The sequence below is a fragment of the Paenibacillus sp. D9 genome, assembly GCF_001188365.1.
GTDB lineage: Bacteria > Bacillota > Bacilli > Paenibacillales > Paenibacillaceae > Paenibacillus_O > Paenibacillus_O humicus.
This window is the reverse complement of record NZ_JZEJ01000001.1, coordinates 2716247-2729966: the sequence shown is the minus strand read 5'-3', so window position 1 is coordinate 2729966 and position 13720 is coordinate 2716247. Positions and strand designations below refer to the sequence as shown.

The window sequence follows — 13720 nt, the reverse complement described above, 5'->3', positions numbered from 1 at the left end:
ATATGGATAATGTATACAGAAAATTCAAAAATAACAAGGGATCAAGTGGGATATTCGCCGGATCATTGTGCCGCGGCGGAAAGCATTACAGGAACCAGGGATGAGGTAAACGGGAAGAGACCATCTCCAATCCCTCAACCCTTCCCCCTGCATTCTGGACACTAATTTTTATCTCGTTTCGTTCACAATTAGCCCGATTCTGCCCCTGATTTTTATCCGATTTTTCCTCCAAAAATGGACACGAATATTTATCTCGGAAATGCAGGAGAGGGCTTGTGGGAGTACGGCAGAAGGGCTGTTGGAGAAGTGGACACGAATTTTTTATAGGTTTTAAGGGGATTGGGAAAGGGGAATCGCCTTTAAAACTTCAATTTTGGTAGGTGAGTTCATGATAACGCTTGAAGCTTACATAGCGAAAAGGAAAAAAGAAGACCAATTGAATGAGTTCAGCTTGAATGACCGGATGGAGAACATGAAGACATGTGTAAAATATTTCAATCAATATTTAGATGCTACCAAGATGGATGAAAAGACAATTTTGAATGATGAGCGACTCGAAAAATACAAGAATAGCATTTCTCAGTACGATTCGGATCTTCAAGAATGGCTGGTTGGTATATATGACACTCATAATAAAAAAACGGATCGTTCTATTGTTAACGCAATTAAACGGGATGAGCTTTTCTATTTATAGAAAAATTGAATTATGAACTAAAATGTTCAGTTGAGTGTGTGGAATGCCATAAAGTATTTCACGACAAAAAGTATGATTAATCCTTTAAGGAAGAGGATCTTTTATTCTTGGACTTTTTTAGAGACATCGACCATTCAAAAGCAAAAGCAACGGATGTAGGCTAAGTTTCGGGTATTATACAGTGCATTATTTTGTCCAGGGACAGAAACTCTATGTCCCTTTTTTGCTGACCACTTGCTTACCAACCACAACAAAAACGAGCAAACTATAACAACAAATAGACAAGTTGGTCTTGGGAAAACCCTTATAAATCAAGGCTTTTCTAACTTTCAATAAACAGGAACAAAGTTGCTAACGTACCCGCATACGGTTCATGTGGAGTCGGTGGCTTTGTTGGTTTTGGATGGAAAAGTGCAGTAAAACCCTTATAATTACTTGATTTTTAAATATGGTACAGATTAAAAATAGCGGTGGTACAGAGGTCGAAAAACAGGCTTGATGTAAAATTGATGTAAAAGTTGCCGGATTTCAACCTAAATGAACAGAAAACGCGAGCAAGACAGATATAGAGACATTCATTCTTTCCGATGTGTCTTGTCAAAGTACAGGGCATAGTCCTAGTATATCGTGAAAGATTACAAGCTAAATTGATTCGAATTCCAAAGACTGTGGAGCACGACGGGGTGACTGTAACAGACTTTATCCGCTCTGCTCCGTTAGGCACAGAGAAGCTTCTCCCAGTCATTCAACAGGCTATCGAATGATGATATACGTGCCATTGTTACTTTTTGTTTTGACGGATTGTTATACGAAGTGCGACAGCAAAATACAAAGAAGCCCATGAATGGATTCGTGTAAAATGGAAGTCACCACAACAGACCATTTTTCAGGAGAACCTAACATGAGCTACTCCCATCTTAGCATAATAGAACGCGGTCAACTAGAGACGTTACATTCGCTAGGCTGGTCGACCAGAGACATTGCTCAGCAACTCAACCGTCATCACTCTACCATTGCCCGTGAAATCCAACGAGGTCAATCAACGCAGAGATATGAGGCTGTACCTGCACAGGAAACGTAACAACAACGGAGAGCTTCTTGTGTGCCTACCGGCAAACTCACGCCGAAGCTGGCTAGAGAACTGACAGAGAAGCTGGAGCAAACCTGGTCGCCCGAGCAGATCGCTGAGAAGCGACGAAACGAAAGGAAGCCTTTCGTCTGCTTGAAGACGATCTACCGCTGGCTTTATGACGGTAGGCTGACGGTCTCCGAGTCGCAGGTGCTGCCTCACAAAGGAAAGCGCCGCAAGCCAATAGAAACTCGAGGACGCTTCCTTATCGGCACACCGATCCATCAGCGTCCCAAGGAAGTCCGCAAACGGACGAGGTTTGGTCATTTGGAGCTTGATACGGTCGTGTCCAGCAGAGGGCAGAGCAAGGCTTGTACAGCCACTTTCATGGAACGAAAAACACGGCTCTACTTCGCTGTAAAGATGCCGGACCGTACCGCCCATTCGATGGAAATCGCTTTTGGAGTAGCCTCTAGCCAGTACCCACAAGGAAGCTTTAAGACCGCGACAACCGACCGTGGCCAAGAATTTGCCTGCTACACGGCACTAGAGAACCATCATGACATCAAGGTGTATTTTGCAGATTCCTACTCTTCTTGGCAACGTGGATCCAACGAGAATGCCAATGGTCTGTTACGGGAGTTCTTCCCTAAATGGCATGACTTCGCCATGGTGTCGGATGTGGGGTAAGCTGCTGCTGTTCGCCTCATTAACCATCGCCCCCGTAAATGTCTAAACCGGAAATCAGCTTACGAAGCCTTCATGGATGAACTGTCACACTTGGCTTGACAATCCGTCATAACCTATTTCTTTGATGTGTTGATAGGCTCCAGCCCTACCCGGCTGGAGCCTTTTCTCATCCAACCCGTAGGAACTCCGGCTTATTCAAGATATAATTATTCCATATCGTGGTAACAGAGAGAGGAAGAAACTCATGTTGGAACTCAGCGATGATCAAATCAAGCTCGAATGTGAATGGATACGCTACGATGCCGTCAACTACGCCATGCAGCAGAACGACGTACCGATTGTCCGAAGCATCCGGATCCGCTCCCTGGGTCCAGTCGAGCTGAGGCTGGTCAAGCTTACCATCAAGACAGAGCCGGAGTTTGCCGAGGAATGGTCTCGGACCATCGACCTCATTCCTGCAGAAGGATTGCTGGATCTGGGCGCAGCCCCGATTCGTCTGTCTGGCTCTTACCTCGCCAGTCTCACGGAACGCGTAAGAGGAACGCTGAAACTTGAAATCTCTCAGGACGGCCGCATCCTGCATGAGGAGTCTTCTCCGATCGTGGTGTTGGCCTACGACGAGTGGGCGGGATTGGCCGCCATGCCAGACATGATCGGCGGCTTTGTGCTGCCCAACCACCCTGTAGTCGCGGGCATCATTCGAGAAGCGGCGCCGCTGCTGGAGAAATGGACGGGCAGTCCGTCGTTCGATGCTTATCAGAGCCGCAACCCGAACCGGGTCCGGCATCAGGCTGCCGCGATCTTCGCCGCCATCCAGGCGCGCGGCATCACGTATGCGGTCGCTCCCGCCAGCTTTGAGGCCATTGGCCAGAGGGTACGACTGCCCGATGCGGTCACGCAGCAAGGGCTGGGCAACTGCCTGGACCTGACGGTGCTGTACGCGGCTTGCCTAGAGGCGGTCGGCCTTCATCCGCTCGCGGTATTCACGGAGGGACATGCCTTTCCTGGTGTCTGGCTCGTGGAGGAGACGTTCGCTGAGAGCATCCAGGATGATCTTTCGCTGCTGACCAAGCGGATGGCCGCTGGCGTGCATGAGATCAGCGTGGCGGAAGCGACACTGATGACGGCCGGCGGTTGCGCATCATTTGAGGAAGCTGAGGCCGCGGCTTTGACCCATCTGGGCAAGCCGGATGCCTTCGAGCTGTTCGTAGACATCCGTCGCACCAGGTTCAGCGGCATCCGTCCGCTGCCTGTCCGGGTCCATGGTCCTACGGGATGGGAGATTGTCGAGGAACCGCAGGGACGTACAGCCACTGCACATGCAGAGGCTCCTACTGAGATGGCCATCCAAGTCGCACCGGGAGAGGCCACTTTCATTTCAGTCACCAAGCAGAAGCAGTGGGAACGAAAGCTGCTGGACCTGACGCTGCGGAACACGCTGCTGAATTTCCGCATGACGAAGTCCGCTCTGCCGCTACTCCATGACCGGCTCGGAGAACTCGAAGACTCGCTGGCGGAAGGCAAGGAGTTCCAGCTGCTGCCTCGCCCGTTGGACTGGGAGGGAACCGCCCGCAGCGCGGAGCTGTTCCAGAGCGTGCGGCAGGACGATCCTTTGGCGGCTCTCATCCGCCAGGAATTCCAGCAGAAGCGCCTGCGCGCGGATGCGGGCGACCGGGAGCTCGCCGACAAGGCGGTTCACCTCTACCGCTCCGCTCGGCTGTCGCTGGAAGAGAACGGCGCGAATACGCTCTATCTTGCCTTGGGACTGCTGAAATGGTACGAATCCTCGGCAAGCGACCAGCCGCGCTATGCGCCGATCGTGCTCGTGCCGGTGGAGCTGGTGCGCAAGACCTCGGCCGCCGGCATCGTGCTGAGAAGCCGCGACGAGGAGACGCAGATCAACATCACACTGCTGGAGATGATGAGGCAGGACTTCGGCATTGAAATCAGCGGCCTGGATCCGCTGCCTCGAGATGAGCGGGGCATCGATCTCGCCGGCGTGTTCGCCGCAATTCGCCGCGTGATTCTCAACCTGTCCCGCTGGGACGTAGAGGAGTCGGCGATGGTCGGCCTGTTTTCCTTCAGCCGCTTTGTCATGTGGAACGATATCCGCAGCCGCGCCGAGGATTTGGCCCGCAGCCCGGTCGTCGCGAGCCTGATGGCTGGAAGGCTTCAGTGGGAGCCCGGCGTGACGTTCCCGGCGAGCAACCGGCTCGACGAGCTCCAGGCGCCGGACCAGCTGCTGCTGCCAATCAGCTCCGACTCGACGCAGCTGACGGCGATCGCAGCGGCACAGGGCGGGAAAAGCTTCGTCCTGCACGGCCCGCCGGGCACAGGCAAGTCGCAGACGATCACCAATATGATTGCTTCGTCCCTGGCGGAGGGCCGAACGGTGCTGTTTGTCGCGGAGAAGATGGCCGCCCTGAGCGTCGTCCAGAGCCGCCTCGAGGCGATCGGCCTCGGGCCTTACGCATTGGAGCTGCATTCCAACAAGAGTACGAAGAAAGCGGTGCTGGATCAGCTGCGCCAGACGCTGGAGAGAGCCCGCGCCGCGTCGCCGGAAGACTGGCAGCGCCAAGCGGATCGCCTGGCCGCCTCCCGCAGCGAGCTGGGCGGTTATGTGGCCTCGCTGCATCGGAAATACGGATTCGGAGCCTCGCTCAGCGAAGCCATCTCCCGCTTCGGAGAGCTGCGCGGCGCGTCAGAGTCAGTGAGGCTGGAGCCATCCGTCGTCGGCGGAATGACGCAGGACGGCTACGAGGACTGGCAGGATCTCGCCCGTCAGCTCGTAGCGGCCGGTAGGGCAGCGGGACACCCCCATGGCCATGTCTGGCGGGATGCCACCGGTACGGCTTACAGCCCGGCGCTTCGCGCAGAGGCTGGCCATCTCGTCGCAGCCATCAGGCAGACTCTCGCCTCGCTGCCCGACTCTTGGGCGGCCTTGACGGAACTGGCCGGCCTCGACGCCAGTGATTTGGAACCCGGCAAGCTTGCTCGGGCAGCGGCTGTTCTAGAGCTGCTGAAGGATATGCCGATAGAGCTGCCGCAAGGCCTGCTCGGCGTGCCCGAGCTCGATGCCGCCCGCGCCGAAGTCGAGCGGGCGATCCGGCATGGCCGGGCACGGGATGAGATCCGCGCTCGTCTGGCGGCACGCTTTTCGCTGGAGCTGCTGGCCTCTGACGCTGCCGGGACTCTGGCGGAGTGGAGGCAGGCAGAGCGGAAGTGGTTTCTTCCGCGTTTACTCCAGCAGAACCGTCTACTCAAGGCCGTTCGGCGGTACAGCTTGCCGGGCACGGTTCTGGGCAAGCCGGACGTGGAGGCGGTGCTCTCCGATACCGTCCGCTGCCAGACCGAGTCCGAGGCGCTGAAGCAGTCAGAGCCGGCGGCATCCGCGCTTCTTGGACGTCAGTGGAACGGCGGAGAAGCCGCATGGGACTCCGTGGAGGCGACCCTAACCTGGGTCGTACGTCTGCAGGAAACGTTGTCCCAACTGCATCTCGAACTTGATCGCGCCTATCATGCACGCCGGAGTCTAGCCGGTACACTGGCATCCGGCCGTGAGGCGTTCCTGCAATCGCGCGGCCCCGCCATCTCGGATCTCCTCCAGCTCGTAAAGGAGCTCGGTCGTCTGGAAGGGCAGCTATCGGAGCGGCTCGGCATCGACTTCGCTGCTATGGATGGAGCGAGGGGAGACGGGGACTGGACGCGTTTCCGCATGGACCGAGCCGAAGCTTGGCAGCAGCATCTCGACAACCTGCGGGAGTGGTGCAGCTGGCGGCAGGTGCGAGGCCGTGCAATTGAGTCCGGACTGGAGGCGCTGGCGACGGCCTACGAAACGGGACGGCTGCGGCATGAGGAGGTCATTCCTGCGTTCGAGCGAGCTTGGTGGACGGCTGCCATCGCCCACATTCTCGAGTCGGACCCACAGCTGGGCTCCTTTTCCGGACAACTGTTCGAGGAGAAGATCAAGACGTTTCAAGCGACGATGGACACCTATGAAAGCCTCACCCGACAGGAAATCGCCGCGCGTCTCGCCTCACGAATTCCTCCGATGGAAGCGCAGGCGGCATCGAGCTCGGAGGCCGGCATCCTGCTGCGCGCCATCCGCAGCGGCGGACGCGGACTCTCGCTGCGCAGCTTGTTCGAGCGGATCCCGAATCTGCTCAGCCGGATCTGTCCATGCATGTTGATGAGTCCAATGTCTGTGGCCCAGTATCTGGATCCCGGCCATGCGCCGTTTGACCTCGTCCTCTTCGACGAGGCGTCCCAGCTGCCCACGAGCGAGGCGGTGGGAGCCATGGCCCGCGGACGCAGCGTCATCGTCGTGGGCGATCCCAAGCAGTTGCCTCCGACGAGCTTCTTCACCAGCACAGCATCGGGAGAGGAGACGGATGAGGCCGCCGTGCCGGACGATCTGGAGAGCATTCTCGACGACTGCCTGGCCCTCGGCATGCCGCAAGAGCATTTGCTCTGGCATTACCGCAGCCGGCACGAGAGTCTGATTGCCTTCAGCAACCGACATTTTTACGAGAGCAAGCTGCTGACTTTCCCTTCACCTTATGAGCGGAAGTCGAGCGTCGTGTGGCATCCCGTGGAGGGAATGTACGATCGCGGCCGGACCAAGCAGAACCGCGCCGAGGCGGAGCAGGTCATCGCCGAGATCGCCCGCCGGCTGCGGGATCCGCAATTGTGCCGTCACAGCATCGGCGTCGTGACATTCAGCTCAATCCAGCAGACGCTGATCGAGGATCGGCTGGACGAGATGTTCCGCCTGGACAGCAGTCTGGAGCTGGCGGCATCGAGGCTGCATGAACCTATTTTCATCAAGAACCTGGAGAACGTTCAGGGAGACGAGCGTGACGTCATCCTCTTTTCCATCGGCTATGGGCCGGATGCGTCCGGCAAGGTCGCTCTCAACTTCGGTCCGCTCAATCGGGATGGAGGCTGGCGCCGCCTCAATGTTGCCGTCTCCCGGGCCAGGCGGGAGATGCATGTCTTCTCCTCCCTGCGGGCGGACCAGCTGGATGCTTCCCGTACCCGCGCTCAGGGCGTGAGCGCTCTGCGGGCCTTCTTAGACTACGCGGAAAAAGGGGCGTCGGCGCTCGGAATGCAGAGCGATCTGCTGGCGGGAGGAGAGCTCGGCATCGAGTCGCAGATAGCTGCGGGCCTTGAGAGGAAGGGGTACCGTGTCGACCTTCGGGTCGGGACTTCCGGCTACCGGATCGATCTCGCCATCGTCCATCCGGACGATCCGGACCGATATCTGCTCGCCGTCCTGTGCGACGGAGAAACGTATCGGACGGGCAAGACCGCGCGGGATCGCGAGGTTCTCCGCACGGAGATGCTCCGCCAACTCGGCTGGAGTCTCCACCGGGTGTGGGCGATGGACTGGCTGCATAGCCCTGAAAGGGAAGTGGAACGGATCATCCAGACCGCCGAGGCAGCCTTGGAGTCTGAGCGGCGAGCACATTCAGCCAAAGTCGCTAGCGCGTCAGAGGAGGACGCCGCACGAAGGGAGCTAGAGGAAGCCCGGGACCAGTCGGCAGCAGCTATTGAGCTGGCAGCTGGGGGAAAAGGCATTAAAAGTCAGGGCTCGATTCCAGGAAATGGCGCATCTCTTGAATCTGCGTTCGATGGGGAACTAACCTCTCCTCCTGTTCTGTCCGCAGACAGTGCGGCCAGCCGCAGCCCGAAATCCACGTACCGCGCGGTTGTCCTGGAACCGGTCTCCCTGCCTTCGGAGGGTGTCTTCCAGGCAGCAAACAGCGAGCTGGTCAAAGCCCAGCTAACTGCTGTCATCCAGGGCGAAGGGCCGGTCAGCCGCTCCCTGCTCGGCAGGAGGGTTATGCAGGCGTGGGGCATCTCCCGTGCGGGAGCCCGCATCGAGCGGCATCTGGATTCGATGCTGGCCGAGCTGGATATCCGCTCGACGGAGCATGACGGGGTCCGCTTTTACTGGCCCGACCATGCGGATCCAGATGTCTACGAGGATTGCCGTTTGCCCGCCGCGGATTCGGACCGTCGCGGTTCGGAGGATCTTCCTCCGCAGGAGATAGCTGGCGCTATCCGGGAAGTTCTCTTCGCCCAAGGCAGCCTGCCGGTGGAGGATCTGATCCGGGAGACGGTCAAGCGGCTGGGCTACGCCAGAACCGGTACAGCGCTGGACCGAGCCGTGCGAAGCGGCCTGCAGCTGGCGGTGGAACGAGAGACGGCCGTCGTGAGGGATGGAAGGGCCGCGTTTCGGTCGAAGACGTGAGCCGTGAGTGTGGACGTTGCCGAAGAGTATCGGTTTTATAAAAACCACTTAGCGGAGGAAAGGAAGTACGTTCATGAAAGAAGGACTATCCGCTTTTCGCAAGATCATCCGTTCCGCCATTCGAGAGCACTCGGATCGCAGCGGCTTCGTCGCTTACCGAAGCGTCTCTCTGGCGGTAGAAGGCGCGGATCAGGTGCCTGGATCAGGCGGAGAAATCGCTGGAGGATGGTTTTCATCTGACGGCAGCGCAAGTGTCGCTCCTCGTATTGCGCGAGATGCTGGACCTGCTGCAGCGCTGCGACGACTCGGACGGCATCATTGGAGGTCTGATCCACCACAGCCTCGGCTTACTGAAAAAGGTGGGAGAGAATCATCTGGACTTGGGAATGAAAGACAGGGCGAAGCTGTTCAAGCTTTTTCTCAAGGAGGCGGCTCAGACCAGCCCTCGAGGGCTGGTCTGAATGGCAGCTGTCGCTGATGTCCAGCGCGGCGCCGCTCATCGATAGCCTTGCGGAGCGGCAAGCATGGCAGGAGCAGCTGGATCAGCTGGCTGTTGATCTGATCGGCTTCAGCAGGAACTTTTTCGCGGAACAAGCCGCCATGCTGCAGCTCGGCGTTATCCGTCGAATGGACGGTAGCGTGGCTGCGGAATCATTCCTGGAGTCGGCGCTCCGTTATCGCGGCGTGCGCATCCTGGCGACTGGCCGGAGCTGAAATTAGCTGTGACGCATCACCGGCCGGAACAACTTCTCCTTGTTAGAGCCCTTGAAGCGGGGTGGTTCGGTGGGTTCGGAAATTTGGGAGCTGACGATTTCCTTGCAAAGGATATGCCTTCTTAGCCACTTGAATGGGACTTTGACGGTCAGCATATGACGGACTTCCGTAAAGAGCAGTCTCAACTACGGAACCGGTTATTAGGCGGCCGGCAAGAGGGTTCTTGTGCCATATGCGGCGAAACGTACCCCGCTGATCTGCTATGGGCCGCTCATATCAAAAAGCGGTCGGAGTGTAGTGATGAAGATAAAGGTGACTTTGACAACATCGCAACGCTAATGTGCAAGCTCGGGTGTGACGATCTTTTTGAAAGGGGCTATATTGGTGTTCTCCAGGGGAAGGTAGTGACCTTGCGGTCGGCATCCTCTTTGGCAGTCAGATCCCTACTGGAACGTCTGCAAGGCAGCTCGTGCATCGCTTGGAATGATTCGACAGCCAAATATTTAGGGGAATTGAGAATTTGCCGAATAAACCCAAACGGAGTCCTTTTCTTGGCCGTCAGTTGTTCCCGATTTATTTCGCCGCTGCCTGATCGCGGATTCAGTATACAGTACATCTTGATGTCCCGAAATTCGGCCTAATATATTGCAACTTGAAGGAACCGTTACATATTTGAGCGAAGTCGAACCTATAATGCCGCATTAATCGCGGCTTTTTTGTTTTATGGGATCTTGCTCTTGTCAAGAACGTGATCCTATTCAAGACTGGTAATTTGGAATTAGCGAATGACAAAGTGGAACTATCATGAGCCTGAGCTGATGTGCTAGAACCCGAAAGCTAAATAATGTAACATCACAAAGGTGGGGATGTGGTAAAATAAGGGTTAGGCTAACGAGCAGTTTAACGAAATAAATGTACAATATGAGTTAAGAGTTGAGATTAATGGATTTCACGCCTATTCTAATGAAACTGATTTTACAGATTTCTTGGGGATAAATTGGTGATAAACTTTATCTCCAACCACCCTAAGCGATCCAAATAGAACAATATGCGAACGACTAAAACCCAGTGAAATCAAGGCTCCAGCCGACTGTAACAGATTCAGACTAAGACGCGGCAGAACCCGCATACGGTGCATGTGGAATCGGTGACGCTGTTAGTACACAAGGACAAGTAAAACGGAGATCTATTGGAGGAAATAGTAAAGAGGGGGCACCCTCTTTTTTTTGAATCTTTTATTTGACTATGATTCTCTCGGGGTTATAATATACTTTGCTTTAACATGCCGTAAGTGAGTTTTACCTCTTCGGAATAAGGATTTCTCCTAGTATTGATAGAGAGGTTTTTGATATGACAGATAATTTCTGGCGTGATTTACCACGGCCTTTTTTTATATTGGCGCCCATGGAAGATGTGACGGATGTTGTTTTTCGCCATGTCGTTAGTGAAGCTGCCAGACCGGATGTGTTTTTTACAGAGTTTGCGAATACAGAGAGTTACTGTCACCCGGAGGGAAACCATAGTGTGCGCGGGCGCTTGACTTTTACAGAGGATGAACAGCCCATTGTAGCCCATATCTGGGGAGATAAGCCGGACTACTTTCGTCAGATGAGCATCGGTATGGCGAAAGAAGGATTCAGAGGCATCGATATTAATATGGGTTGTCCCGTAGCGAATGTGGCAGAGAACGGGAAGGGAAGCGGCCTGATCTGCCGTCCAGAAACCGCAGCGGATATCATCCAGGCCGCAAAAGCCGGGGGATTGCCCGTCAGTGTAAAAACAAGGCTCGGTTTTAGTGCCTTAGACGAATGGCGGGGCTGGTTAAGCCATATTTTGCGACAAGACATCGTCAATCTGTCTATTCATCTGCGGACAAGAGAGGAAATGAGCAAAGTAGATGCTCATTGGGAACTGATTCCGGAGATTAAGAAACTTCGTGATGAGGTGGCCCCAAATACACTTCTGACCATTAACGGGGATATCCCTGACCGTCAGACCGGCTTGCAGCTCGTTGAGCAATACGGTGTGGATGGTATTATGATTGGGCGCGGTATTTTTCATAATCCATTTGCTTTTGAGAAGGAGCCGAAGGATCACAGCAGTGAGGAATTGCTTAATTTGCTAAGGCTGCATCTAGATCTCCATGATCAATATTCAGAACTGGAACCACGCTCGTTCAGACCGCTTTCCCGATTCTTTAAAATATATGTCCGTGGATTTCGAGGGGCAAGCGAATTAAGAAATAGCTTAATGAACACAAAATCAACAACTGAAGTGCGTACGCTGCTCAATGAATATGCAAATAAGGAGCATGATGGGGCGGAGGAAAAAGGAAATTAAGTGGCCAAGTCAGGTGAGGCAACGGACGATTGCGGTATAGATTGGTTAGTTCGATAGGGAGAATTCGGCATAGAAAGTAGAAAAAACACTTGAAGATGTTGAGGATCGGATGAATGGAGACGGGGCAAACCCAGAGCCAACAATCCTTTCCTCTGTTTTTATATGGAGGGGATTACATGTCCTGGAGCAAATTGAAGCAGCAACTGGAGAGCTTTCTCTGTCCTGCGTTAGAAGGAAGGGTAGAATACCGCGCACCTGGTTACCGTTATTCACCTGATAAACCAGGTATTTGTTATATCTCTGTAGATAAAAAGAATGTACTCAATATGATGGATAAAACCAGCTTCATCAGATGGTATCAGACGGAGCTGGAAATCAAGAATGATCCACATATTCAAATTCCTATCAGCAATGACGATATTGAAGCGGTTAGAAAAGCTGCCAAAGGGACCGTGCCGGAAGATCGTCTAAAAGTAATGGCCAGAAGCAGAATAAGTTCAGAATATGCAAAGGAGCTTTTGTCAGCGCAGGCTTCATTAAGTAAATCAAATTTTATCGTTGTGGCTACTAAGTTTTTATCTACTTCTATAGAGGAAAGCTTAGAGAGCAATGATATCTTATTGAATATCCTAGCCTTGGTGGACAGAAGGATTGGAAAAAAGCGGATCTTGACCATGTCCGAGAAGATGAAGTTAAAGCATCCGAGTGTGCAGTATTTCTATGAACTAAGGCGTAACACATTGTGAAGATAAGTTTTGTTCACACTGTCTTCTCCACACATGTGGAGTCGGTCAGATTGAGGGTTCGAACATGAGATGTGACAGATTCGATTGTCTCCGGCTTTCGCGGTGCATTTCGCACAATGACGGCCGGTTGGGGGAACAGGATGCAGTACCGAGAGGGGAAGCTGCTAGAGATAAACGGTGCGAGCAATTGATAGGCGATCCCGAGAATGTCGCAAAATGAAGGGGTGTCCCATAAGTCATGAAAATGACGATGGGACACCCTTTTATACAGGCTATTTATTGATTTTTTCACCTGGGGAACTAAAGCAAATGTCCGCCAGACACTTCAATGTCCTGGGCTGTAACCCAGCCGAAATCATCGGACAATAATTTCACAATGACCTTCGAAATATCTTCGGGTTGGCCGATTCTGCCAAATACAGATTGCTCAGCCAGCGGCTGAATGAATTCAGGATGTTTGTCGAATACACCATCGCCAAAGTTGCTGTGCGTAGGACCGGGCGAAACTGCGTTGACCCGAATTTGGCGAGGTCCAAGTTCTTTGGCGATGTAGCGAGTCCAGTTTGAGAATGCTGCTTTTAACGAGCCGTAGATGGAGTAGCCTGGGAATGACTGGTTTTTGGATGAGCTCGTAGTATTTACAATAGCTCCAGCATCCTCCATGAATTCGACAAGTTGCTTTGTTAAAAAAACCGATCCTTTGAAGTTCGTATTAAGAATCTTGTCGAAGTATTCTTCGCTCATATCAGCGAGCATCATTGGCCCACCGACACCGCCATTATTGACTAAGTAATCAAAAGTCGTTCTGTTCCAGATGTCTTGGAGGCTCTTTTTCACTTCAAGAGCAAAACCTTCGAATGTTGATATTTGAGTCAGATCCAGCTTCAGTGCGAGTGCCCGAACGCCTTCATTCTGCTCTATTTCCTTAACGACAGCTTCTGCCCGTTCCTTATAGGAATTGTAGGTGAGAATGACGCTAATTCCACGTTTGCCAAGCTCGAGCGCCGTCGCTTTTCCAATGCCATTACTTCCACCTGTTACAATCGCAATTTTCATAAGATCTTCCTCCTAATTTTGTGTTCGTTTATGTTCGATCTGGTTTCAATTTTAGTCGCATCTGATGAAATAACATAGATCTAATAATGCCATCTTATTGCCTAAAACCACCACGTTACCTTTCGTTCAACCCCAATTATCCTTTATATATGTCC

The 13720-nt window shown here is 53.5% G+C and carries 7 protein-coding genes and 1 pseudogene; 7 read left to right on the top strand and 1 reads right to left on the bottom strand.

The annotated features are described in order from the left end of the window. The first annotated feature begins 388 nt into the window (after positions 1 to 388). From VE23_RS12460 to VE23_RS12430, 7 genes and pseudogenes are all read left to right on the top strand, one after another. A complete protein-coding gene (locus tag VE23_RS12460; protein ID WP_157053949.1) occupies positions 389 to 694 on the top strand; it encodes a hypothetical protein in 306 nt (101 codons plus the stop codon). Positions 695 to 1595: 901 nt separating this feature from the next. Continuing rightward, positions 1596 to 2552, top strand: a pseudogene (locus VE23_RS12455) (IS30 family transposase). Between the two features lie 145 nt (positions 2553 to 2697). After that, entirely contained in the window at positions 2698 to 8709 is a 6012-nt protein-coding gene (locus VE23_RS12450) for a DUF3320 domain-containing protein (protein WP_049868122.1), read from the top strand. Positions 8710 to 8975: 266 nt separating this feature from the next. Continuing rightward, a complete protein-coding gene (locus VE23_RS12445) occupies positions 8976 to 9170 on the top strand; it encodes a hypothetical protein (RefSeq protein WP_232316901.1) in 195 nt (64 codons plus the stop codon). 16 nt (positions 9171 to 9186) lie between these two features. Next, positions 9187 to 9423, top strand: a complete 237-nt coding sequence (locus tag VE23_RS12440; protein ID WP_049868119.1) for a hypothetical protein — start codon at positions 9187 to 9189, stop codon at positions 9421 to 9423. Positions 9424 to 10773: 1350 nt separating this feature from the next. Continuing rightward, positions 10774 to 11763: a tRNA dihydrouridine synthase gene (locus tag VE23_RS12435; RefSeq protein ID WP_049868117.1), complete on the top strand. Its 990-nt coding sequence runs from the start codon at positions 10774 to 10776 to the stop codon at positions 11761 to 11763. Positions 11764 to 11939: 176 nt separating this feature from the next. Then, entirely contained in the window at positions 11940 to 12509 is a 570-nt protein-coding gene (locus tag VE23_RS12430) for an SF0329 family protein (RefSeq protein WP_049868116.1), read from the top strand. A gap of 300 nt (positions 12510 to 12809) precedes the next feature. On the opposite strand, the gene VE23_RS12425 is transcribed toward VE23_RS12430, so the two are convergent. Next, on the bottom strand, positions 12810 to 13565 hold the full coding sequence (locus VE23_RS12425; RefSeq protein ID WP_049868115.1) for an SDR family NAD(P)-dependent oxidoreductase: 756 nt from the start codon (positions 13563 to 13565) through the stop codon (positions 12810 to 12812). Positions 13566 to 13720: the final 155 nt, after the last annotated feature.

Bases quoted from the DNA above. Each gene is read 5' to 3' on its own strand.
- VE23_RS12460 (WP_157053949.1), top strand. From the start codon at position 389: ATGATAACGCTTGAAGCTTACATAGCGAAAAGGAAAAAAGAAGACCAA.
- VE23_RS12450 (WP_049868122.1), top strand. From the start codon at position 2,698: ATGTTGGAACTCAGCGATGATCAAATCAAGCTCGAATGTGAATGGATA.
- VE23_RS12440 (WP_049868119.1), top strand. From the start codon at position 9,187: ATGTCCAGCGCGGCGCCGCTCATCGATAGCCTTGCGGAGCGGCAAGCA.
- VE23_RS12435 (WP_049868117.1), top strand. From the start codon at position 10,774: ATGACAGATAATTTCTGGCGTGATTTACCACGGCCTTTTTTTATATTG.
- VE23_RS12430 (WP_049868116.1), top strand. From the start codon at position 11,940: ATGTCCTGGAGCAAATTGAAGCAGCAACTGGAGAGCTTTCTCTGTCCT.
- VE23_RS12425 (WP_049868115.1), bottom strand. From the start codon at position 13,565: ATGAAAATTGCGATTGTAACAGGTGGAAGTAATGGCATTGGAAAAGCG.